Origin of the sequence: Amycolatopsis sp. A133 (genome assembly GCF_031082405.1) — a bacterium.
Taxonomy (GTDB): domain Bacteria; phylum Actinomycetota; class Actinomycetes; order Mycobacteriales; family Pseudonocardiaceae; genus Amycolatopsis.
On the sequence record NZ_JAVHJU010000009.1, the window covers coordinates 1 to 22,297 of the forward strand.

General features: G+C 73.4%; 19 protein-coding genes. 8 read left to right on the forward strand and 11 right to left on the reverse strand.

The window, feature by feature from the left end; translation table 11 throughout:
• Positions 1–194: 194 nt before the first annotated feature.
• Positions 195–1,232 (reverse strand): NADPH:quinone reductase, encoded by a 1,038-nt coding sequence (locus Q5425_RS11875; protein WP_308672223.1) that lies wholly within the window; start codon positions 1,230–1,232, stop codon positions 195–197.
• A 177-nt stretch (positions 1,233–1,409) separates the two neighbouring features.
• On the opposite strand from Q5425_RS11875, the gene Q5425_RS11880 reads away from it, so the two are divergent.
• Both Q5425_RS11880 and Q5425_RS11885 read left to right on the forward strand, forming a co-directional pair.
• On the forward strand, positions 1,410–1,559 hold the full coding sequence (locus Q5425_RS11880; RefSeq protein ID WP_308672224.1) for a hypothetical protein: 150 nt from the start codon (positions 1,410–1,412) through the stop codon (positions 1,557–1,559).
• A gap of 95 nt (positions 1,560–1,654) precedes the next feature.
• Entirely contained in the window at positions 1,655–1,786 is a 132-nt protein-coding gene (locus Q5425_RS11885; RefSeq protein ID WP_308672225.1) for a hypothetical protein, read from the forward strand.
• Between the two features lie 7 nt (positions 1,787–1,793).
• Here Q5425_RS11885 and glgC read toward each other — a convergent pair whose 3' ends face one another.
• The 4 genes from glgC to Q5425_RS11905 form a co-directional block, all read right to left on the reverse strand.
• Positions 1,794–3,011, reverse strand: a complete 1,218-nt coding sequence (gene glgC, locus Q5425_RS11890; RefSeq protein ID WP_308672226.1) for a glucose-1-phosphate adenylyltransferase — start codon at positions 3,009–3,011, stop codon at positions 1,794–1,796.
• Positions 3,008–4,162, reverse strand: coding sequence for a glycogen synthase (glgA, locus tag Q5425_RS11895; protein ID WP_308672227.1), 1,155 nt, complete (start codon positions 4,160–4,162; stop codon positions 3,008–3,010). Before glgA ends, glgC begins: the two co-directional genes overlap by 4 nt.
• A 94-nt stretch (positions 4,163–4,256) precedes the next feature.
• Entirely contained in the window at positions 4,257–5,786 is a 1,530-nt protein-coding gene (locus Q5425_RS11900) for a hypothetical protein (RefSeq protein WP_308672228.1), read from the reverse strand.
• 174 nt (positions 5,787–5,960) lie between these two features.
• Positions 5,961–6,341, reverse strand: coding sequence for an STAS domain-containing protein (locus Q5425_RS11905; protein WP_308672229.1), 381 nt, complete (start codon positions 6,339–6,341; stop codon positions 5,961–5,963).
• Positions 6,342–6,716: 375 nt separating this feature from the next.
• Between Q5425_RS11905 and Q5425_RS11910 the strand changes: the two genes are divergently transcribed.
• From Q5425_RS11910 to fusA, 4 genes are all read left to right on the forward strand, one after another.
• Positions 6,717–7,592, forward strand: coding sequence for a MerR family transcriptional regulator (locus Q5425_RS11910; RefSeq protein WP_308672230.1), 876 nt, complete (start codon positions 6,717–6,719; stop codon positions 7,590–7,592).
• A 286-nt stretch (positions 7,593–7,878) separates the two neighbouring features.
• The gene (locus Q5425_RS11915; protein ID WP_308672232.1) at positions 7,879–11,463 is read left to right on the forward strand and encodes a discoidin domain-containing protein; all 3,585 of its coding nucleotides are present in this window, start codon (positions 7,879–7,881) and stop codon (positions 11,461–11,463) included.
• 89 nt (positions 11,464–11,552) lie between these two features.
• Positions 11,553–13,199: a helix-turn-helix domain-containing protein gene (locus Q5425_RS11920; RefSeq protein WP_308672233.1), complete on the forward strand. Its 1,647-nt coding sequence runs from the start codon at positions 11,553–11,555 to the stop codon at positions 13,197–13,199.
• A 417-nt stretch (positions 13,200–13,616) separates the two neighbouring features.
• On the forward strand, positions 13,617–15,563 hold the full coding sequence (gene fusA / locus Q5425_RS11925) for an elongation factor G (protein WP_308672234.1): 1,947 nt from the start codon (positions 13,617–13,619) through the stop codon (positions 15,561–15,563).
• Positions 15,564–15,739: 176 nt separating this feature from the next.
• On the opposite strand, the gene Q5425_RS11930 is transcribed toward fusA, so the two are convergent.
• From Q5425_RS11930 to Q5425_RS11940, 3 genes are read right to left on the reverse strand one after another with little or no spacing between them, the layout of a single operon-like run.
• Complete coding sequence (locus Q5425_RS11930) at positions 15,740–16,939, reverse strand: cysteine desulfurase-like protein (RefSeq protein ID WP_308672235.1); 1,200 nt, start codon at positions 16,937–16,939, stop codon at positions 15,740–15,742.
• A 32-nt stretch (positions 16,940–16,971) separates the two neighbouring features.
• Entirely contained in the window at positions 16,972–18,105 is a 1,134-nt protein-coding gene (locus Q5425_RS11935) for an acyltransferase (protein ID WP_308672236.1), read from the reverse strand.
• 55 nt (positions 18,106–18,160) lie between these two features.
• Positions 18,161–18,385: a hypothetical protein gene (locus Q5425_RS11940; protein WP_308672237.1), complete on the reverse strand. Its 225-nt coding sequence runs from the start codon at positions 18,383–18,385 to the stop codon at positions 18,161–18,163.
• Between the two features lie 96 nt (positions 18,386–18,481).
• Here Q5425_RS11940 and Q5425_RS11945 point away from each other — a divergent pair, with 96 nt between their 5' ends.
• A complete protein-coding gene (locus Q5425_RS11945; RefSeq protein WP_308672238.1) occupies positions 18,482–19,732 on the forward strand; it encodes a glycosyltransferase 87 family protein in 1,251 nt (416 codons plus the stop codon).
• Here the strand turns inward: Q5425_RS11945 and Q5425_RS11950 are convergent.
• Complete coding sequence (locus Q5425_RS11950; RefSeq protein ID WP_308672239.1) at positions 19,683–20,117, reverse strand: DUF4383 domain-containing protein; 435 nt, start codon at positions 20,115–20,117, stop codon at positions 19,683–19,685. The genes Q5425_RS11945 and Q5425_RS11950 overlap by 50 nt on opposite strands.
• Before the next feature lie 91 nt (positions 20,118–20,208).
• Here Q5425_RS11950 and Q5425_RS11955 point away from each other — a divergent pair, with 91 nt between their 5' ends.
• Positions 20,209–20,670 carry an SRPBCC family protein gene (locus tag Q5425_RS11955; protein WP_308672240.1) on the forward strand — a complete coding sequence of 154 codons (462 nt, stop codon included), beginning with the start codon at positions 20,209–20,211 and terminating at the stop codon, positions 20,668–20,670.
• On the opposite strand, the gene Q5425_RS11960 is transcribed toward Q5425_RS11955, so the two are convergent.
• Together Q5425_RS11960 and Q5425_RS11965 are read right to left on the reverse strand one after the other, a co-directional pair.
• Entirely contained in the window at positions 20,640–21,839 is a 1,200-nt protein-coding gene (locus Q5425_RS11960; RefSeq protein WP_308672241.1) for an FAD-dependent oxidoreductase, read from the reverse strand. The genes Q5425_RS11955 and Q5425_RS11960 overlap by 31 nt on opposite strands.
• Positions 21,836–22,252, reverse strand: a complete 417-nt coding sequence (locus Q5425_RS11965; protein WP_308672242.1) for a nitroreductase family deazaflavin-dependent oxidoreductase — start codon at positions 22,250–22,252, stop codon at positions 21,836–21,838. Before Q5425_RS11965 ends, Q5425_RS11960 begins: the two co-directional genes overlap by 4 nt.
• Positions 22,253–22,297: the final 45 nt, after the last annotated feature.

A 22,297-nucleotide genomic window follows, 5' to 3' on the forward strand; every position in this document is an offset into this window, starting at 1 on the left:
CTGGATCAGCCCTGCAAAGAAGCTCACAATGTTACTGTCCTAAATAGAGCATGTTGCGACGACCGCATGAATCCGCCTGGCGTTCGGTGCGTTCAACGCACCCAATGTGGCGTTCGGTGCTCCATCCTCAACGGAGGCGCTTCGCGCCGCAGCGCCGATTCAACGCACCGAACGCCACATGGGGGCGCCCCCCGTCAGTCCGCCGGGGTGACGTCGATCAGCACCTTCCCCGTGATCCCGTCCTCCGACGCAGCGTGCGCCTTCGCCGTCTCCTCCAGCGGGAACCGGTGGACCGGCACCCCGCGGCCCTCGCCGAGCCGCAGTGCGCCGTCGGCCAGTGCCGCCGTGATGTCTTCGGCGCCGGCGCGCAGCTTGTCCGCGCCCACCGTGTACAGCACCAGGAACTGGTAGCGGGCGTTGAGCATCAGGGCCGGCCCGAACTCCAGGGCGACCGTCCCCGTCCCCCGGTCGTCGCCGTAGGCCGCGACCGTGCCGCGGGGGCGCAGGACCTCCGTGTGCAGCTTGGCGTTGACCCCGGCCGCGACCTCGACGACCACGTCGACGCCGTCGGGTGCGACCTCGCGGATCCGGGCGCCGAGGTCCGGGTCGGGGTAGCGCAGCACGTGGTGGGCGCCCGCCGCGCGGGCGAGGGCCGCCTTCTCGTCGCTGCTGACCGTGGTGAGCACCGTCGCGCCGGCCCAGCGGCCGAGCTGGATCGCCGCGTTGCCGACCGCGCCCGCGCCGCCGCTGACCAGCACCGTGCGGCCGTCGAGCGCGCCGGGGGAGAGCCGGGACGGCCCGTCCTCGGCGACGGTGAGGGCCCGGTGCGCGGTCAGCGCCGGGATGCCGAGCCCGGCGCCTTCGTCGAAGCCGACGCCGTCGGGCAGCCGGACCAGCTTTTCGACGGGGAGCACCGTGTACTCCTGCGCGGTACCGGACGCGGGCCCGTACGCGCCGGCGATCACCAGCCACACGCGGTCGCCGGGGGCGAATCCGGTGACGTCCGGGCCGACCGCGTCGACGACGCCGGCCCCGTCCTGGTTGGGCACCGTCTCGGGGATCTCGGCCCCGGGTTCGGCGCGGAGGCCGCTGCGGGCCTTCCAGTCGGTCGGGTTGACCGCGGACACCACGATCCGGACGCGGACCTCGCCGGGTCCCGGATCCGCGACGGCCCGCTCCGACAGCGACAGCACCTCGGGTCCGCCGTGGCGGCGGTAGACGACAGCTTTCATGTCCGGTGCAATCCGCGGCCGGTCCGGGTTATTCCCGGCCCACGCGGAAATGCGTGCCGGGAAATCGCTTTTCCGACTTCGGAAAAGCAGAGAAATGCGCGTGCGGGTGATCCCCCGGGCGGGCGATTTTCCGGACCGGCGCCAGCGGAATCGCCGTCCGTCGCAGAAACTGGGCGCGTGGGAGAGGAAAAGCGCACGCCGGGGGACGAGCCGCCGAAGAGCGAAGACGGCGAGCCGACGCCGATCTTCGACGCCGTCTTCAGCGCGACGCGTGCGCAGGAGAATGCGCCGGAGCCGCGGCCCGAGCCCGGCAACACCGGGCAGTGAGCGGACGGCACGCCGACGTGTGGCACGTTGTTCGACTTCCGCGGCGAACATGTAGCATCCCGGGTGCACGTGCATCCGCGCAGGAGGAGTCGGCTTTGGCAGGGGTTGTCGACAGCATGATCGCCGCCGAGTACGCGGCGGGAGCGACGATCTCGGAGCTCGCCGAACGCTGGGGGATCGACCCGCGCCAGGTGGTCGAGCGGATCTCGGCGGCCGCCCGCTCCTGAACCGGGCTCAGATCGCGCGTTCCCCCTTGCCCAGCACGACGATGCCCCCCTCGCTGACGTGGTAGTGCCCGCGGTCGCGGGCCAGGTCGACGCCGATGTGCGCGCCGGGCGGGACCACGACGTTCTTGTCCAGGATCGCCCGCCGCACCACGGCGCCGCGGCCGACGCGGGCGCCGTCGAGCAGGACCGACCCCTGCACCACCGCGCCCTGTTCGACGATGACGCCGGGGGAGAGCACCGAGTCGACCACCTGGGCGCCGGAGATGATGCAGCCGTTGCTGACGATCGACTGGTTCGCCGAGCCGCCTTCGACGAACTTCGCCGCCGGGCGCTGGCCGGGGTGGGCGAGGATCGGCCACCGGCGGTTGTAGAGGTTGAAGATCGGGTGCGTCGAGATCAGGTCGGTGTGCGCGTCGTAGTAGCTGTCGATGGTCCCGACGTCGCGCCAGTAGCCGTGGTCGCGTTCGGTTTCGCCGGGCACGACGTTGGTGTTGAAATCGTAGACGGCCGCTTCACCCGAGTTGACCAGCGCGGGGATGATGTCGCGGCCCATGTCGTGGTGCGAGGCGGCGTTTTCGGCGTCGGCGTAAAGCGCTTCCAGCATCACCTTCGTGGTGAAGATGTAGTTCCCCATCGACACGTAGGCCTCTTCGGGGGAGTCCGGCAGGCCGGGCGGGTCCGCGGGCTTCTCCATGAAGGCGTCGATCATCAGCCCGTCGGTGGTCCGGATGACCCCGAACTCGGTCGCCTCCTTCCGCGGGACCCGGATGCCGGCGACGGTGACGCCCGCGCCGGAGGAGACGTGCGCCTCCAGCATCTGCCGCGGGTCCATCCGGTAGATGTTGTCCGCGCCGAACACCGCGATGTACTCGGGGTTTTCGTCGTGGACGAGGTTGAGGCTCTGATGGATCGCGTCCGCGCTGCCCTGGTACCAGCGCGGGCCCAGGCGCTGCTGCGCCGGCACCGGCGTGACGTACTCGCCGGTGAGCGCGGACAGGCGCCAGGTCGTCGAGATGTGCCGGTCGAGCGAGTGCGACTTGTACTGCGTCAGCACGCACAGCCGCCGGAACCCGCCGTGCACCAGGTTGGAAAGCACGAAGTCGATCAGCCGGTGCGTGCCGCCGAACGGCACCGCCGGTTTCGCCCGGTCCGCCGTGAGCGGCATCAGGCGCTTGCCCTCCCCGCCCGCGAGCACGATGCCCAGCACGTCGGCTCCAGTGTTCACAGCGACCTCCCGCACGCTTCGTAGAGCGCGACCGTCCGCTCGGCGATCGCCTTCCAGCCGAACTCGCCGACCGCGCGCTCGCGGCCGGCGGTGCCCATCGCGGCGGCCCGGTCTCCGGCGCCGACCACTTCGTTCAGCGAGGCGGCCAGGCCCGCCTCGAACCCCTGCGGGTCCTGTTCGTCGTAGTGCACCAGCAGGCCGGTGCGGCCGTCGTCGACGACTTCCGGGATGCCGCCGACGTCGCTGGCCACCACCGGGGTGCCGCACGCCATCGCCTCGAGGTTCACGATGCCGAGCGGCTCGTAGACCGAGGGGCAGGCGAACACCGCGGCGTGGGTGAGCAGCTGCACGACCTCGTTCCGCGGCAGCATCTCCGGGATCCACCGGACGCCGGTGCGGGTCTTCTCCAGCTCGGCGACCAGGCCGCGGAACTCCGCGTCCAGCTCCGGGGTGTCCGCGCCGCCCGCGCACAGCACGAGCTGCGTGCCGGGCTCGAGCGAAGCGGCCGCGCGGACGAGGTGCGGGACGCCCTTCTGGCGGGTGATCCGGCCGACGAACAGCACGTACGGCCGGTCCGGGTCGATGCCGTGCTTCGCCAGCACTTCGGTGCCCGGGTCGGGGCGGTAGAGCGAGGTGTCGATGCCGTTGTGGATCACGTGCACGCGCTCGGGCGGCACCGCCGGGTAGGCGGCGAGGACGTCCCGGCGCATCCCGCCGCTGACCGCGACGATCGCGTCCGCGGCTTCGTAGGCTTCACGCTCGATCCACGACGAGACGCGGTAGCCGCCGCCGAGCTGCTCGGCCTTCCACGGCCGCAGCGGCTCCAGCGAGTGCGCGGTGACGACGTGCGGGATGCCGTGGGTCATCTTCGCGAGGTGCCCGGCCAGGTTCGCGTACCAGGTGTGGCTGTGCGCGAGGTCGTGGCCTTCGAGGGCGTTCGCCATGGACACGGCGATGTCCATCGTGGTGAACGCGGGCTGGCGGTAACCGTGCGGATCGGTGTGCCCGGTGGCGTCCGGGCGGTCCGCGCCCCAGCAGTGCACGTCGAGATCGACCAGCGGTCGCAACTCCCGGGCGAGGAACTCCACGTGGACCCCGGCCCCGCCGTAGACCTCCGGCGGGTATTCGCGGGTGAGCAGACCGACCTTCATGGTCCGAACCCTATGGCCTTTCCCGGCCGCGGTGCAGCCTGGCGTGCAGGGGAATCTCGCGAGTTTTCCGTCACTGCCCCGGCGGGCGGGGCGATCACGGCCCGGGGGTGAGGGTGAAGTGCCCGTCGCCCTTCGCCGCGGACCGGACCGGCCAGCTGTCCGGTCCGGTCGCCGGGCCCGCGCCGTACTGCAGCCGGTAGTCCGCCCGGCGCGGCGCGATCGAGGTGTCCAGCCAGTGGTAGTTGACCCGCAGCGCCAGGCTCATCAGCGGGTTCGCCGTCGCGATCCGCTTCTCGATCAGCGCCACCGCCTGGCCGCGGTCGGAGAATTCGTCGAGGATCGCGCACTCGCAGAAGTAGGCGAGGGTGCCGATCTCGCCGGGGCTGGCGACGCTCGCCCCCCGCACCCGCTCGCCGAGTGCCGTCCCGACCCGCGCGTAGTCCCGGGCGCTCGCCCAGTTGCCGAAGACCACCGGCGACGGCCACGGCAGCCCCTGCGCGGCGTCGACCGCGGCGGCGCCCAGCGCGAGCACGCCGGTGAGCACGAGCGCCAGGACCGGCGGGCCGGTCCGCCACGCCGTCCGCGTGCGCGCCTGGGCGTACCAGACGCCGAACGCGGCGACGGCGAACGTGCTCGTCGCGGTCACCGGGGCCACGTAGTACCAGTGGAACGGGCCGACGCCGAGGAACGAATAAGCGACGTAGTAGAGGATCCCGCCGCCGGCGAGCGCGGCGACCGGGCCGAGAGCCGGGAACTCCGGCCACCGGACCGCGAACCGCGCCGCGGCCCAGCCGGCCAGCGCGAGCGCGCCGAGCAGGGCAGGCAGGAACGACACGAGCACGGTGACCGGCCAGCCGAGGTAGTACATCATCGGCCCGGTGCTGTAGCTCCACGGCGCGAACAGCCCCGCCTGGAGCTGCTTGATGACCAGCGTGTCGGGCACGAACGACCCGAAGGCGAGCCAGCTCACGAGGAACCACGGCGCGGCCGTCAGGGCGGTGAAGCCGGCGGCCGGCCGCCACCGGCGCCGGATCGCGGGCGTGCTCACCGCGATCAGCACCACGAACACGAGCAGGTCGAGCCGGGTGAGGACGGCGAGCCCGCCCGCGACGCCGAACCAGGCGGCCCGGCCTTCGAGCGCGCAGACGGTGAGCACCAGCAGCACGGCCGGGATCAGCAGCACCTCCAGCCCGATCGCCGACAGCACGAAGGGGTTGAGCAGCACCAGCGCGGCACCCAGCAGGCCGGCGGCGGCCGGGAGGGCCAGCACGCGGCCGATGCGCTGCCAGGCCCAGCCGAGCGCGGCCCCGCACAGGACGGCCTGGACGCCGAGCGCCACGACCGGGTGGGGGTCGCCGGCCACCCGCGTCACCAGGGTCAGCGCGGCGAGCAGCAGGACGTTCAGCGGGGACGTCGCGGAGTTGGCGGGCGAGCCGGGGATGATGCCCCATTCGCCGTGCACGGCGAGGTTCCTCGCGTACGCCAGGGTGATGTAACCGTCGTCGGTGAGACTGCCGCGGACCACGAGGAAGACGGCGGCGGCCAGCACCGCCCCGAAGGCGGCCGGCAACCACCGGTCCCGCACGATCGTCCGTTCCGGGTTCGCGTTCGTTACTGCCAGCAACCTGCCTACCTCGTCATACGGGACTTCACCCGATCGTGTCACGGCCCGGGTGGGTTCGCAGCACGGCGCGCTCCACTGTGGACGAGGAGGGGTGATCGGAGCCGGTGCGCGCGGGGTGTGCGGACGACCACAGTGGACGGAGCGGCACGACCGGACGGGGCTCGCTGCCGGCTGTCACACCTCGGCGGGCGCGACCGGGGGGCCCGCGACGGCCGCCTGTGCGGCGGCGAGACCGTCGTGGAGCGGCAGCAGCCGGTCCAGGCCGAGCAGCTGCAACGGCCGGGTCACCGCGGTCTCGCTCGCGGCGATGGCGTAGGGGACGTTCCGCGCGCCGGCGTCGAGGAAGACCTCGGCCAGCACGCTGAAGACGGTCGAGTCGCAGAACGTCGTCTCGGTGAGGTCCACGACGAGCCCGCGGGCGCCGGCACGAAGGGGACCCAGCAGCGCCTCCCGCAGCCAGGGCGTGCCGGACAGGTCGAGCTCGCCCGTGCAGCGGACGATCACGATGCCGGCGTCGGTGGTGGTCGTAAGGTCGGGCGCGGTGGGGTCGGTCATCGGTTCCCTCCTCCTGGGACGCCTTGAGGGTGATACCCACCGCGGCGCGAGATCACTCGTCCCGCGGCGGCGGGACCGCTGCGACATCCGAGGGAAGCCGATGCGCAAGCGTTGCGTGGCGGTATAGCTTGGTCCTGAAGGAACGGATTCCCGGTACTCACCGGCCGCGGCGGATGCCACACCACGCGGCCGGCCGGATCCGGCTGACGCGGGCCGGATCGACGGCGCCGGGCGGCGCCGGAGGGGACGCGGTCCGCCATCGCCCCGCGGCCGCGTCCCCCGCCGCCCGCCCTCCTCCGCCGTGTCGCCGCCGGTCGGCCGCCCTTCGCATCGCTAAGCTCCGGCCGTTCGAGGTCCGCGAGGTGAAGGGGCACGGTGGAACCCGAGAACGTCGACGCGCGACGCGGCGCAGGAGCGTGGGCGCCCGGCAAGGTGGCCGGGCTGCTCGGCGTGTCGCCGGTGACGCTGCGCAGCTGGAGCACGCGGTACGGGATCGGCCCGCCCGCCGGCGCCGGACGGCACCGCCGCTACACCGACGCGGACGTCCGCCGCCTGCAGCACATGCAGCGCCTGGTCGCGCGGGGGATGCCGGTGCGGGAGGCGGCCGCGGCGGCGTTCGGCGGCGCGGCCGCCGAGGTCGAGGTGCCGGCGTCCCGCCGCGTCCGCGAGCTCGAGGACGCCGCGGAGGAGCTCCGGTACGCCTCGGTCGCCGGGCTGCTGGACGAAACGCTGGGCACGCTGGGCCCGGCGGCGGCCTGGACCGACGTCTTCGCGCCGGTGCTGCGCGGCCTCGGCGACCGCTGGCAGCGCGGCGACGTGTGCTTCGCGGCGGAGTGGGCGCTGACGTCGGAGATTTCCCTGGCGTTCGAGCGGTTCAGCCGCCGCTTCCCGGCGGCGGTGCCGGGCCGCCCGGTGCTGCTGGCCTGCTGCCCCGCGGAACGGCACTCGCTGCCGATGGAGGCGCTGCGGGCGACGCTGGCCGAGGCGGCGGTCCCGGTGGCCTACCTGGGGCAGCTGGTGCCGGCGGAGACGGTGGCGGACTTGGCCGCCCGCCTCGACCCGGTCCTGGTCGTGCTGTGGTCCCTGGCCCCGCCGACGGCCGACGACCTGCTGGCGGCCCGCATCCGCGACCTCGGGTGCGCGGTGGGCACGGCGGGCCCGGGCTGGGCACACCTGCGCGACCGCGGCTTCCGCTGGGTGAACGATCTGACCTCGGCGGTGGACCTGGCGGTCGAGCACGCCCAGGCTTAGCGCCGGCGTGCGGTGCTGCGGGGAGCCCGGGGTCGGCGGCTGCCCGCCCGCGGCCCGCGGAATCGTTGCGCCGTCGCTGCGCGTCCGCCCCAGTACCGCTCAGCGGAGCGCCCTGAGCGCGCCGCAGACATCGATGTCATTAATCCTAATTCTTGTCCTCCTTGTCTTCTTGACGGTGTCGACGGCCGCGGCGGAAGCTTCCTGGCAACGTTGTCAGCCCGCGGCGCGACACCCCGCCAGGTCGCGCGCCGGACCCCGGGCTGCCGCTTCGAGAAACGGAGTTCACATGGCGGAGGAGAACGAGCGCGCGCAGGTGGCCGCGATGTCGCGACGGCACGTGCTGGCCGCCGGGAGCGGGCTGCTGGCCGGGTTCGGCCTCGCGGCCGTGCTCCCCGGGACCGCGTCGGCCGCGCCCGCCGCGCCGGAAAGCCGCCGGACCGACCTGGCCCTGTTCCGGCCGGTGCAGGTGTCCTCGACCGACTACGCCGCCACCCCGGCCGAATTCGCCGTCGACGGCCTGGCGCAGGTCGGCGTCCGCGGCTCCGGCTGGCGCGCCGCCCAGGGCGACGGCCAGTGGATCGTCGTCGACCTGCAGGCCCCGTGCGCCATCGACTCGGTCGTGCTCACCTTCGAAGCGCAGCCCGGCGACCCGGCCTTCGACGACGGTGCTTCCCGCAGCCACACCAGCGGCTTCGAGGTCCAGTCCAGCTACGCGACGGCGTTCGACCTCGACGTCTCCGGCGACGGCCGGGCCTGGCGCACCGTCCACCACACCGACGGCGGCGCCGGCGGCGTCGTCACCATCCCGCTCGCCGTCACCGCGCGCTGGGTCCGCTTCACCGCGAGCCGCCGCTCGACGACCAGCCCGCTGGGCCTCAATGGCTTCCAGGTGTTCGGCACCAGCCGCGAAACCCGGCCCGCGGTCCGCGGCTGGACGAGCTTCCCGGTGCGCCCGGACGACCACCCGCCCGCACTCGCCGTGGCGGCCGACGGCACCGTGCCGCTCGAATCCGGCTGGGTGCTGACCATGGACGACTGGGCGCCCGCCGGCGACGGCAAGGCGCTCTCCGCCGGCGCGGTGGACACCCGGGGCTGGCTGCCGGCGACCGTGCCGGGCACCGTGCTGGCCTCGCTCGTCGAGCAGGGGCAATTGCCCGATCCCGTGTCCGGGATGAACAACCTGCACGTCCCGGAAGCGCTCTCCCGCCACGCGTGGTGGTACCGCCGCCGCTTTGCCCTCCCTCGCGGCCTGGACACCTCGCCCGGCCGGCACGTCTGGCTGGAGTTCGACGGCGTCAACCACGAAGCGCAGATCTGGCTCAACGGCGCGGAAATCGGCACCCAGAGTCACCCGTTCGGCCGCGGCGTCCACGACGTCACTGCCGCGCTCCGCCGCACCGGCGAGCAGGTACTCGCCGTGAAGGTCTCGCCGATGCCGCGGCCCGGCAGCCCCGGCGACAAGGGGGCCGACGGCAGTTCCTGGGTCGACGCGGGCAGCACGATGTTCGACAACTCGCCGACCTACCTCGCGGTGTCGGGCTGGGACTGGATGCCCGCCGTGCGCGACCGCGCGTCCGGGCTGTGGGACCACATCCGCCTACGCTCGACCGGCGACGCCGTGCTCGGCGACGTCCGCGTCGACACGAAGGTGCCCGACGCGCACACCGCCGAAGTGACGCTGACCGTCCCCGTGCGCAACGCGGCCGCGACCGCCCAGCGCGTGAAGGTCACCGCCGCCTTCGGTCCGGTGACCGTGTCGAGCACGGTCACCGTCCCCGCCGGGCAGACCACCGACGTCGTGTTCCCGAAGCAGCGGGTCGAGAACGCGAAGCTGTGGTGGCCCAACGGCTACGGCGACCCGCACCTCTACGACCTCACGCTGACCGCGGCGATCGGGGCCGCCACGAGCGACCGCCGGACCGTCAAGATCGGGCTCCGCGAAATCGGCTACCGGTACGACCTGCCCGTGGTGATCTCCGGCGGCCGGGCGACCCAGACGGTCGACCTCGCCCCGCAGCACGCCCGGTTCGTCCGCATGCTGGGGCTCACGCGGGCCACCAGCTGGGGCTTCTCGCTCTGGACGATGGCGGTGGCCGACAGCGGGAACCCGGACACCGACCTGGCGCAGGGCAAACCCGCGGCGGCGCTGTCGGTGGCCGACGGCAACCCGCCCGAGCGGGCCTTCGACGGCGACCCGGACACGCGCTGGACCTCGGCCTACAGCGACAACCAGTGGCTGCAGGTCGACCTCGGCGCCGCGACCGCGTTCGACCGCGTCGTGCTGACCTGGGAAACCGCCTACGCGGCGACCTTCGCGATCCAGGTGTCGCAGGACGGCGACACCTGGACCGACGCCGCGTCCGTCGACAACCGCCCGAAGCCGCTGACCTTCCTCGTCAACGGGATCAAGATCTTCGCCCGCGGCGGCAGCTGGGGCTGGGACGAGCTGCTGCGCCGGATGCCCGCCGAGCGGACCGACGCCGTCGTCGCGATGCACCGCGACATGAACTTCACCCTGATCCGCAACTGGGTCGGCTCGTCGTACCGGCAAGAGCTGTTCGACGCCTGCGACAAGTACGGCATCCTGCTGTGGAACGAGTTCTGGGACGGCTGGTCGACCGACCCGGCCAACCACGACATCTTCCTCGCGCAGGCGCGGGACACCGTGCTGCGCTACCGCCACCACGCCTGCGCGACCGTCTGGTTCGGCTGCAACGAGGGCACCCCGCCCGCGGTGATCGACAACGCGCTGCGCGACATCGTGCACACGAACACCGACCTGCTCTACCAGGGCAACTCCGCGGGTGGGGTGATCACCGGCGACGGTCCCTACTCCTGGCAGGATCCGAAGCGGTACTTCACGGGTGAGGCGACCGGCGGCAAGGCCGGGTTCTGGAGCGAGATCGGGCTGCCGACGGTGCCGGTCGTGGAAAGCATGCGGAACCTGGTCGGCCCGGACGACCCGGGCTGGCCGATCGGCGCGCCCTGGTTCCTGCACGACTGGTCGACCAACGGGAACCAGTCGCCGCAGAGCTACCTGGCGGCGATCGACGCGCGGCTGGCGCCGTCGACGAGCCTGGCCGAGTTCTGCCGCAAGGCGCAGTTCGTCAACTACGAGAGCATGCGCGCGATCTTCGAGGCGTGGAACGCGAAGCTGTGGAACGACGCCACCGGCGTGCTGCTCTGGATGTCGCACCCCGCCTGGCACAGCACGGTCTGGCAGACCTACGACTACGACCTCGACGTCAACGGCAGCTACTACGGCGCGCGCAAGGGCTGCGAGGCCCGGCACGTCCAGGCCGACCTCACGACGTGGCAGGTCCGGGTGGTCAACCACACGCCGGGCGCGCTGACCGGGGTCACCGCCACCGCCCGGCTGTACGGCCTCGACGGCGCGGCGCTCGGGCCGGCTCAGCAGCAGAAGCTCGACGTGGCCCCGGTTTCGGCCGCGGCCGCCTTCGCGGTCCCGTTCGACGGCGGTCAGCCGGACCTGCACCTGCTCCGGCTGACCCTGACCGACGACCGCGGTGCCGTGCTGTCGGAGAACACGTACTGGCGCTACCGGACGGACACGGCGATGCGCGCGCTCAACCAGCTCCCGGGCGCGCGCCTCACCACGTCCCTGCGAGCGGACGGCGACGCGTACACCGCGACCGTTCGCAACGACGGCCGGACGGTCGCGGCGATGATCCGCCTGTCGCTGCGGGAACGCAACGGCACCGACCGCGTGCTGCCGACCCGCTACGGCGACAACTACTTCTGGCTGCTGCCGGGGGAGAGCCGCACGGTCCGCGTCGAGCCGCGGCGGCGGGTCCCGGGCGCGAGACTGCAGGTGGAGGCGTACAACGTGGCCGCGAAGCTGACGTCGTAGCGGACGGTTGGTGGCCGCGGACGAAGTCGGACGTCGATTTCGTCCGCGGCGACGAACTAGGCTGAGCGTGTCCCGCCTAGCTTCGGGAGGTGCTCGTTTCGGTGAACCTGCGCCCGCACGCCAGCCTCGGCCGCGTCCTCGACGACCTGGGCGGCACCCTCCTGGACCTGGTGCTCGGCGACGGCGAGCGCCCGGGCGGCATCGGCGGCGTCGCCATCCACGATCCGCTGGACGAGCCCGCGCTGCCGCAGCACGCCTTGGTGCTCGGCGTCGGCCTGGCCGACGACGGCGAGGTGGTGCAGCAGCTGCACAGCCTCGCCCGCCACGACGCGGCGGGCCTCGTGCTGCGCGCCCCGGTCACGGTGACCGCGGCGATCACCGCCGCCGTCGAGGAGACCGGCGTCGCCCTGCTGAGCCTCGCCCGGGGCGCGTCCTGGGCCCAGCTCGCCGCCATGCTGCGGTCCCTGCTGGCCGAGGGCGACGTCGGCGACGCCCAGCCGGAGACCTTGGCCGGGCTGCCCTCGGGCGACCTGTTCGCCGTGGCCAACGCGATCGCCGCGCTGATCGACGCACCGGTGACCATCGAGGACCGGCGGTCCCGCGTGCTGGCGTTCTCGGGACGGCAGGACGAAGCCGACCCCTCGCGCGTCGAGACGATCCTCGGGCGGCAGGTGCCCGAGCGGTTTTCCCGGATGCTCGCCGACCGCGGCGTGTTCCGGGAGCTCTACCGCAGCGAGCAGCCGGTCTACGTCGACCGGCCGGCGGAAAGCCCGGACGGGTTCATGATCCCCCGCGTCGCCGTCGCGGTGCGGGCGGGCGACGAGGTCCTCGGCTCGATCTGGGCCGCGGTGAGCGAGCCGCTGACGCCCGACCGCACGCAGGCCCTGTGTGACGCGGCCCGCCTGGTGGCGCTGCACCTGCTTCGCGTGCGGGCTGGCGCCGACGTCGAACGGCGGTTGCGTGCGGACCTGCTGAGCACGGCGCTGGAAGGCGGGGCCGCCGCGCGCGAGGCGCTGAGCCGGCTCGGCCTGGCCGACCAGCCGGTCGTGGTGCTGGCGCTGGCGGTGCTCGGCACCGGCACCGCCGACGCCGAGCTCGCCGCCGACCGGCAGCGGCTCAGCGACGGGCTGGCGATGCACCTGAGCGCGGTCCACCCGCGTTGCGCGGCGGCGCTGGTCGGCGACACCGCGTACGGACTGGTGCCGGTGACCCGCGACGCCGACGCCGACGGCGAGCGGCGGGCGCTGCGGATCGCCAAGGACTTCCTGGACCGGGTGGGCGAGCGCGTCCGGGCGGTGGTCGGCATCGGCCCGGTGGCGCGCAGCGCGGCCGAGCTGCCGGAAGCCCGCGGCAGCGCGGACCGGGCGTTGCGGGTACTGCGGTCGGGCAACGGAGCCGGCCGCCGCGTCGCGCTGCTGGCCGACGTGCACGTCGAGGCGCTGCTGCTGGAGCTGCAGGACCTGGTCGCCGCCCGCGGCGACCGCCCCACCGGCCCGGTCGCCCGGCTGCTCGACTACGACGCGCGTCACCACGCCCACCTCGTCGAGACGCTGCGGGCCTGGCTCGACGCCTTCGGCGACGTCATCGCGGCCTCCGCCGCGGTCCACGTCCACCCGAACACGTTCCGGTACCGCCTGCGCCGCCTCGCCGAAGTCGGCGGCTTCGACATGACCGACCCGGAAGCGAGGTTCGCGGCCATGCTCCAGCTCCGCGTGGTGGCCCCACCCACCACCTGACGTCACCCGTGTCCAAAGGGACACACGCGTGTCTGGAGGGGACACACGCGTGATTGGAAGGGCATCACGAGTGATGCCCCGCCAATCACGAATGATGCCCGCTCAATCACGGGTGATGCCCCGCCAATCACGCATGATGCCTTTCCGGACCCGGGTGGTTCCCCGCGAAATTGCGTTGGCGGTGGGGCGGGGCGTCGTTAGTCTTCCCCGGAACCTGTCCACCGCGTCGAACGAAGGGAGCCGGCCGTGCGTCACCGCATCGCTGTCGCTCCCCGGTCGCGGTTCGAGGTGATCCTGGTGTCTCCGCGTCCCCGGTGCCTGCCGCGCGGCTCGCACCGGACCCCGTGACGCGTTCGTGAACCCGGCGTCGCGGGAAATCGCGCCGTCCTGATCACTTCGTCCGCAAAGGACAATCTCGTGCGCACCCGCCAGCTCCGCAACCTGGGCATCCTCGCTCACGTCGACGCGGGCAAGACCACCGTCACCGAACGGATCCTGCACCGCACCGGCGCCACCCACAAGCAGGGCGAGGTCCACGACGGCACCACCGTCACCGACTTCGACCCGCAGGAACGCGACCGCGGCATCACCATCTTCGCCGCGGCCGTCAGCTGCACCTGGGACGGCCACCGGCTCACCCTCATCGACACCCCCGGCCACGTCGACTTCACCGACGAGGTCGAGCGGTCGCTGCGGGTGCTCGACGGCGCCGTCGCCGTGTTCGACGCCGTCGCCGGGGTCGAGCCGCAGAGCGAAACCGTGTGGCGTCAGGCCGACCGGCACGGCGTGCCGCGGATCGCGTTCGTCAACAAGCTCGACCGCGCGGGCGCCGACCTCGACGCCGCCGTCGCCTCGATCCGGGCGCGGCTGCACCCGGCACCGCTGGTCGTGCAGCTGCCGATCGGGCGCGAGGACGGCTTCACCGGCGTCGTCGACCTGCTGCGCCTGCGCGAGCAGGACGTGCCGGACGACCTCCGCGCCGAAGCCCGGCGGCGGCGCCGGACGCTGGAAGAGGCCGTCGCCGAGCTGCACCCGGTGGCCCTCGACGAGTTCTGCGCCACCGGCACGGTCTCGGCGGAGACGCTGGAGAAAGCCCTGCGGGAGCTGACCCTCAGCGGCGACGGGCTCGTTGTGCTGTGCGGCGCGGCCTACCGGGATCGCGGGATCGAGCCGCTGCTCGACGCCGTCGTGGCGTACCTGCCGTCGCCGGCGGACGTCCCGCCGGTGCGGGCCGGCCGGCCCGCGGACCCGGCCGCGCCGCTGGCCGCGCTGGTGTTCAAGGTCGTCTCGACGGCCACCGGACGGCTCACGTACCTGCGGGTGTACTCGGGAACGCTGCGGAAGGGGGACCAGGTGACGGCGGCGGGACGCACCGAGCGCATCGCGCGCGTGCTGCGCGTGCAGGCCGACCGTCAGTCCGAAGTGGACTGTGCGGTGGCCGGTGACATCGTCGCGGTGGCCGGGCCGAAGGCGGCGCGCGTCGGCGCGACCGTGTGCGCACCCGGCGACCCGGTGCTGCTGGAGCCGCCGGTGACGGCGGACCCGGTGGTGTCGGTGGCCGTCGAAACCCGGCGGGCCGGCGAGGGCGAGCGGCTGACGTCGGCGCTGGCGCGGCTGGCCGAGGAGGACCCGTCGCTGGTCGTACGGATCGATCCGGAGACCGGGCAGACGGTGCTGTCTGGGCTGGGCGAGCTGCACCTGGAGGTGGCGGTGGAGAAGCTGAGACGCGGCCGCGGCCTGGAAGTCGCCGTGGGCCGTCCCCAGGTGGCGCACCGCGAGACGGTCGTCAGCGGCGTGACGGGGCTGGTGTACCGCCACGTCAAGCAGGACGGCGGGGCGGGCCAGTTCGCCCACGTGGTCCTGGACGTCTCGCCGGCCGCGGAGGGCTTCGAGTTCACCTCCGCGGTCGTCGGCGGCCGGGTGCCGCGCGAGTACGTCCGCGCGGTCGAGGCCGGTTGCCGGGACGCGCTGGCCGAGGGGCCGCTGGGCGGGCACCCGGTGACGGGCCTGCGCGTGACGCTGACCGACGGGGCGACGCACCCGAAGGACTCGTCGGACCTGGCGTTCCGGACGGCGGGCCGGCTCGGGCTGCGGGAGGCGTTGCGCGCGTCGGTCCTGCGCCTGCTGGAGCCGGTGGCCGAGGTGGTGGTGACGGTCCCGGCCGACGCGGTCGGCGGTGTGCTCGGCGACCTCGCGGCCCGCCGGGGCCGGGTGGCCGGATCGGCGGTCCGCGCGGGCTCGGCGGTGGTGACGGCCACGGTGCCGGTGGCGGAGCTGTTCGGCTACGCGAACCGGCTGCGGAGCCGGACGCAGGGCCGGGGCACGTTCACGGCACGCCCGGCCGGGTTCGCGCCGGCGCCGTAGGGTCCCGGTCCACCTCAAGCGCCCCAATGTGGCGTTGGTTGCGTCCAACGCACCGAACGCCACATTGGGTGCGTTGAATCGGCACTGCGGCGCGGAGCGCCTCCGTTGAGGGTGGTGGCGGGGGCATGGGTGGAGCACCGAACGCCACATTGGGGCGTTTCGAGCCGGTCAGGCACTCAGGCGCGCGGCAGCGACTCGACCCCGGCCAGCAGCCGGTCCACGTCGTCCTCCGTCGTGTACGGCGCGATGCCCGCCCGCACCGCCCCGGTATCACCCAGGCCCAGGTGCCGCGAGCACTCGATCGCGTAGAAACTCCCCGCCGGGGCGTTGACCCCCTGCGCGCCGAGGTGTTCGTACACCGCCTGCGAGGCGATCCCGTCCACCGAAAACAGCACCGTCGGGGTCCGCCGGCGCTCCGGCGAGCCGTACCGCGTGACGCCCGGAACGACCGCCAGACCGGCGTCGAGCCGGGCCAGCAGGGCGTTCTCGTGCGACTCCAGCGCCGCCATCGACCCCAGCAGCCGCGTCCGGCGGGCGCCCGTCCCGGGCACCAGCCCCGCCAGGAAGCCGATCGCCGCGGTCGTGCCCGCGAGCAGTTCGTACGGCAGCGTGCCGAGCTCGAAACGTTCCGGGACCGCGTCGGTCGACGGCAGGAGCTTGTCCGGGTGCAGTGTCTCGAGCAGCGACGGTGCCGCCACCACCACCCCGAGGTGCGGACCGAGGAACTTGTACGGCGAGCACGCGTAGAAGTCCGCTCCGAGCGCCGTGACGTCGACCGCCGCGTGCGGGGTCAGGTGGACGCCGTCGACGTACAGCAGTGCTCCCGCGTCGTGCACCGCCGACGCGATCGCCGGGAGGTCGGGGCGGGTCCCCAGCAGGTTCGACGCCGCCGTGACCGCGACCAGGCGCGTCCGGCCCGAGAGCAGCGGGGCGACGGGCTCGAGTTCGCCCGTCTCCGGGGAGAACTCCGCCCAGCGGACGGTCGCACCGGCCGCCGCCGCGGCCTGGACCCACGGGCGGATGTTGGCGTCGTGGTCGAGCCGGGTGACGACGACTTCGTCCCCCGGACCCCACTTCTGGGCCAGCGTGCGGGAGAAGTCGTACGTCAGCTGGGTCATGCTGCGGCCGAAGACGACCCCGGCCGGGTCGGCGGCGAGCAGGTCGGCGACGGCTTGGCGGGCTTCGGTGACGACCGTGGCCGCCCGGCGCTCGGCGGCCGTGACAACGCCGCGGTTGGCGATCGCCGCGCAGAGCGTGGCGGCCACCGCCTGCCCGACGACGTCGGGGACCTGAGAGCCGCCGGGTCCGTCGAAGTGGGCGGCGCCGCCGTCGAGGGCGGGGAAGTGCTCGCGGATCTTCCGCACGTCGTAGGTCACCGCGCCAGCATGCCGAACGGGGTGCGCCGGTCTCAAGATCTCCGCAGCGGTGCGGCCGCGGTCGCGGGCAGCTGCGGCGGCGCGGCGACCGGCCGCCGGACCGGCGCCGGGGCACGCAGGTGCCGGCGGAGCCGCTGCGTCGGCTTTTCGACGTAGTTCCAGGACAGCTGCCCGACGACGTAGGAGGCGGGCACGGCCAGCAGGATCAGCAGCCACACCTGCCGGACCCCGCCGAGGATGAGCAGCTGCTGGATCGGGAAACCCCAGATGTAGGTGCCGTAGCTGCCGTAGACGTACGGGGCGGCGGCCTCCAGCCGCCGCGGCCAGTGCGTCGCGAGCGTGATCGCCCCGTACGCCGCGCTGAGCGCCAGCGCGTACCGGCTGACCGGCGTCTGGCTCAGCCCCAGGTACGCGGCGAAGAGCACGAGCGCCACCCACGGCTTCAGCGGGATCCGGTCGCGGTAGGCGTGCAGCACCACCCCGATGACGAAGGGCACCAGGAACGACACCGTCGACCCGATCGGGACGACCAGCAGCGAGCCGCCCGCGCCGTGGTACTCGAAGGTCGCCCGCAGCACGCTGTCGGTGTAGACCATGCCGCCGAGGACGAGGACCAGGAACCAGCGGGGGACGCCGATCAGCACGACCACGCCGGCCACCAGGACCAGGCCGTAGCCGAGCAGCTCCATCGGCAGCGTCCAGATCGCGCCGTTCACCGAGAACGGGTACGGGTTCGCGGCGAACACCCCGGGCAGGTCGTGCTGCATGTAGAACAGCACGGTCGTACCGACCAGGTAGCGCCACGTCTGGAGGTGCGTCCAGTAGTCGTGGGCCGGCCACGTCGTCACCAGCGGGCCGATGGCGAACACCGTCACCAGCAGCACCACGACCAGCGGCGGCATGATCCGCAGCAGCCGCCGGGCGGAGAACCGCCACCACGACGGGTCGCGCGCCCAGCTGTCCTGGATCTGGTAGCCGCTCATCGCGAAGAAGCCCATCAACGCGATGTACCCCGGCGACATGTGCCAGGACGCGGGGAAGATCGTCAGCCGCTGCGGGTGCAGCAGCGGCATGCTGTGGTCGACGATGACCGTGATCGCGCCGATCATCCTCAGCCACGCGAAACCGGTGTTGGGATTGGCGTGAATCTTCGGCGAGATCGACACGGGGGCAGATGGTAACCCATCCGGTCGCCGCGCTTGACCCGAACGGCCCAGAAGTTCAGCGTCCGCGGTTGCGCGGGTGTTCCCGCGCCCGGCGTTCGTTGCCGTGCTTGTAGTTGCCGGTCACGCGGGCCATCAGCAGCTGCTGGTCGTCACCCCGCGCCACCGCGGCGAGGAACCGCGCGGCGGCGGCCCCGCGCAGCGTCCCGGCGGGACGGCCGTGGTGGGTGATCGTCACGGTGCCCTGCTCGTCGTGGTAGGCGAAGCCCGCCGGAGTCCCCATGCGCCCAGGGTGGCACGGTCGGCAACCGGTTTTCCCGGGGTCGCTTCGGGGGTTTCCCGGATGGTGCCCGGGCGCGGACCCGACAGAATGCGGGAGGTGACCGAAGGGGGAGCAGGGGTGCGGGGGAAGCTGGGGAACAAGTACGTGCTGCTCGGGGCGCAGCTGCTCGTGCTGGTGGCGGTGCTGGTGTCCTACAACGGCGGCCGGTGGCGCTTCCCCGCTTACCGCGTCGACCTCGACGTCTACCGGCTCGGGTCGGCGGCGCTGCTGCACGGCCAAGCGCTGTACGGCACCCTGCCGCCCACCGGCGACGGCCAGTTCCTGCTCTTCACCTACCCGCCGTTCGCGGCGATCGTGCTGGCCCCGCTGGCGCTGCTGCCGTACTGGGCGGCCTGTCTCGCGCTCACCCTGCTCACCCTCGGGCTGCTGGCGGTGGTCCTGGTGACGGTGCTGCGCGCGCTCGGGGCGCGGTGCGACTGGCAGCGGGTGGCGGCCCTGCTGCTCGCGGCGGAGGTGCTGGAGCCGGTGCTGCGCACGCTGTACGCGGGCCAGATCGACCTGCTGCTGCTCGCGCTCGTCGTGCTGGACGTCCTGGTGGACACCCCGCGGTGGCCGCGCGGCCTGCTGATCGGCCTCGCGGCCGCGATCAAGCTGACCCCGGCGGTGTTCCTGCTGTACTTCCTGCTGCGCCGCGACACCCGGGCGGCGGTGACCGCGGTCGTGACGTTCCTGGCCGCGACGGCGCTGGGCTTCCTGCTCGCCGGCGCGGACTCGATGCGGTACTGGACGGGAGCGCTGTGGGACACCGGCCGCGTCGGCGAGCCGACCTACGCCGGCGACCAGTCGCTGCTCGGGCTGCTCGCCAGGGCCGGGGTGCCGCCGGAGGCGCGGACGGCGTGGTGGCTGCCGCTGGTGGCGGTCGTGCTCGTGCTGACGGCGCTGGGCGTGCGGCGCGCGCTGGCGGCGGGGGAGACGACCGTCGCGCTCGGCCTGAACGCGCTCGGAGGGCTGCTGGTCTCGCCGATCTCGTGGACCCACCACTGGGTCTGGGCCGTGGTCGTCCTGCTCGGCTGGGCGGAGCTGGCCCGCCGCACGCGGCGGCGCGGGCTCGCGGTACTGGCCGGCGCCGGTGCGCTGCTGTTCGTCGCGGGCCCGCAGTGGTGGTGGCCGCGCGGCGGCGAAGTGGAGCGGCAGTGGAACCTCGTCCAGCAGCTCACCGGCAACGGCTATGTCCTTTTCGGACTGGCGGTGCTGGTGACGGCCGTGCTGGTGCGGTTCCCGCGGCGGGACGACGTCGTCAGCGGCGGCGTTCCGGCCCACGCCGGAGCCAGCCCACGCCCAGGATGAGCATCGCCGTGCCGAGCGCGAGGTCGAGGCAGACCCCCGTGGTGTTCACCGGCAGTGCCTCGGTGACGACCCGGGGCAGCGGGAGCAGCCCGGCGAGGCCCACCACGGCGTAGCAGGCACCGGCGACGACCAGGAACCGGGCGGCCCAGCGCGAGGACCGCGTGCAGAACACCGCGGCGACGCCGGTCAGCAGGTGCACCAGCGTCCACAGCCCGGACACGGCGAGCGCGCCGAACAGCATCTGCGGGCCGCCGCTGCTCGGGACCCCCGCCATCAGCTCCAGCGCGGCGAGGACGAGGAACAGCAAGCCGATCAGCATGCCCATGCCCTGCACGGGGGCGGGGCCCCGCCGGGGCGCCCGGGTCTCGGGTTCGGTGGCCGTCATGCCTTCTGAGTTCCCCGTTCGGCCTCTTTTAATGCACCGCTTCAGGGGTATCCGGGGCCGAATCGGACCGCCGACCAGGAGTGAGACGACGATGACCGAGTACCGCCACACCGTGACCGCCGACATCCCCGCCGACGAGCTGTTCGCGTTCCTGAGCCACCCCGAGAACCTGCCGCGGTACTTCCCCGAGATGAAGGTCGCCGAGCCGAAGGGCGGGGACAGCGTCCACGTCGAGGCCGAGGTGCACGGCGAGCGCGTCGCCGGCGAGGCGTGGCTGCACACCGACCCGGCGACGCGGTCGCTGAAGTGGGGCGCGGAGGGACCCGACGACTACCACGGCGAGCTGAGCATCCGCGAGGACGGCCCGGCGTCCTCGGAGATCACCGTGACGCTGCACAGCGTCCGCCAAGCCGACGGCGGCGAGGTCCAGCAGGGACTCGAGCGCACGATCGCCGCGATGACGCACACCGCGTCCGCCGACGCCGACGTCGAGGCGGCCGAAGAGCAGGGCGGCTGGACCTCCTACGACGACAAGAAGGACTCGTCGAGCTGAGGCGGGAACGGCCCGTAGGCGTTGCCGCGGGCACCGCGGGTGCGCACCGCCGGAACGGCGAACAGGTACTTGAGCAGCTTCGGGGGTGCGGCGCCGCGGCCGCGGGCCCGTGCGGCCGCGGCCCGCCGCTCGACCCGCACCTGGTCCGCCTGCACCCGCTCGATCGCGCGGATCCGGTCGGCCTGGACCCCGGCGAGGTCGGCGGGGGTGACGCCGCCGCGGCGGAAGGCCGGGACCAGCCGGTTCGCCGCGGCGACGGCGTCCTGGACCGCCATCAGGATGCCGTTGCCGCCGACCGGGGAGATCACGTGCGCGGCGTCGCCGAGCAGCAGCAGGCCTGGGCGGTGCCAGCGGTCCACGCGCGAGATGTCCACCGAGAGCAGTGTGGTCTGCGAGAAGTCCGTGAGCAGGTGGGCCCGGCCGGCCAGCCACGGCACGTGCTCGCGCACGAACGCGCGGATCGGCTCGACCCCGCGCTCGCGCAACGCCGGGTAGGAGCCCTTGTCGATGCTGTAGCCGACCTGCCAGTCGCGGACGCCGCCGAGGACCCCGACGTAGGCGTCGCGCCCGAAGTAGAGGTCGAGGTCGGCGTCGGGTGGGTCGCCGGGACGGCGGGGGAGGCGGAACCAGAGCAGGTCGGTGGTGGCGCCGAGCGACCGCGCTTCGAGGCCGGCCAGGCGCCGCACGGTGGAGAACCGGCCGTCGGCGCCGACGACGACGGACGCGGTGAGCTCGCCGCCGCGGTGGCGGACGCCGGTGACCGTGCCGTCGTCGTCTTCGAGCAGCCCGGTGACCTTGGCGCCGGTCCGCAGTGTGAACGACGGGAGCGCGCTCGCCCGCTCGGCGAGGAAGTCGAGGAACCGCACCTGGGGCATCAGGGCGACGTAGCCGAACGGCGTGCGGAGGCGGTCGTAGTCGGCGGCGCGGTAGACGCCGTCCGGGGTGTGGAAGCGGAACGAGCGCGCCTTGAAGTGGTCGAGTTCGAGCAGGCCGGCGGCCAGGCCCAGCCGGTCGAGCAGTTCGAGGGTGTAGGGGTGCAGCGAGTCGCCGCGGAAGTCGCGGTCGAAGTCCGAGCGGGCCTCGAGCACGGTCACCTCGATCCCGGCGCGGGCCAGCAGGTAACCGAGCAGCAGCCCGCCGGGTCCGCCGCCCGCGATCGCGACGCTCATGATGCGTCCACAGTGGACAGGCGGAACACCGCCATGCCCGCCAGGTGCTCCAGGATCTCGTCGAGGCCGGCGTCCTGGGCGACCGGGAACGCGCGGATCGCCCACGGCACCGACATCGCGGCCAGGTAGGCGGCGACGACCGCGGCCGCCTCCTCGCCGCCGGCCGGCTCGGCCCGGCGTTCTTCGCGGCGGCCGCCGGACAGCAGCGCGCACTCCGGCGTGGTCAGGAGGTTTTCCACCCAGTCGCGGTCGCGGACGGGGGAGACGAGGTAGTGCCCGCCGTCGCGCGCGACCACGGCCAGCGGCACCCGCCGCGGTGCGCCGGTGCGGCGGCCGCGCGTCTCGACGACGCGCAGGGCGTACCCGCCGTCCGGTGGCACCTCGGCGGGGGCATCGATCAGCTTCGCGGTCATTTCGGCATTCATCGCTCGGACGTCCACCCGGACCACGGTAGCAAA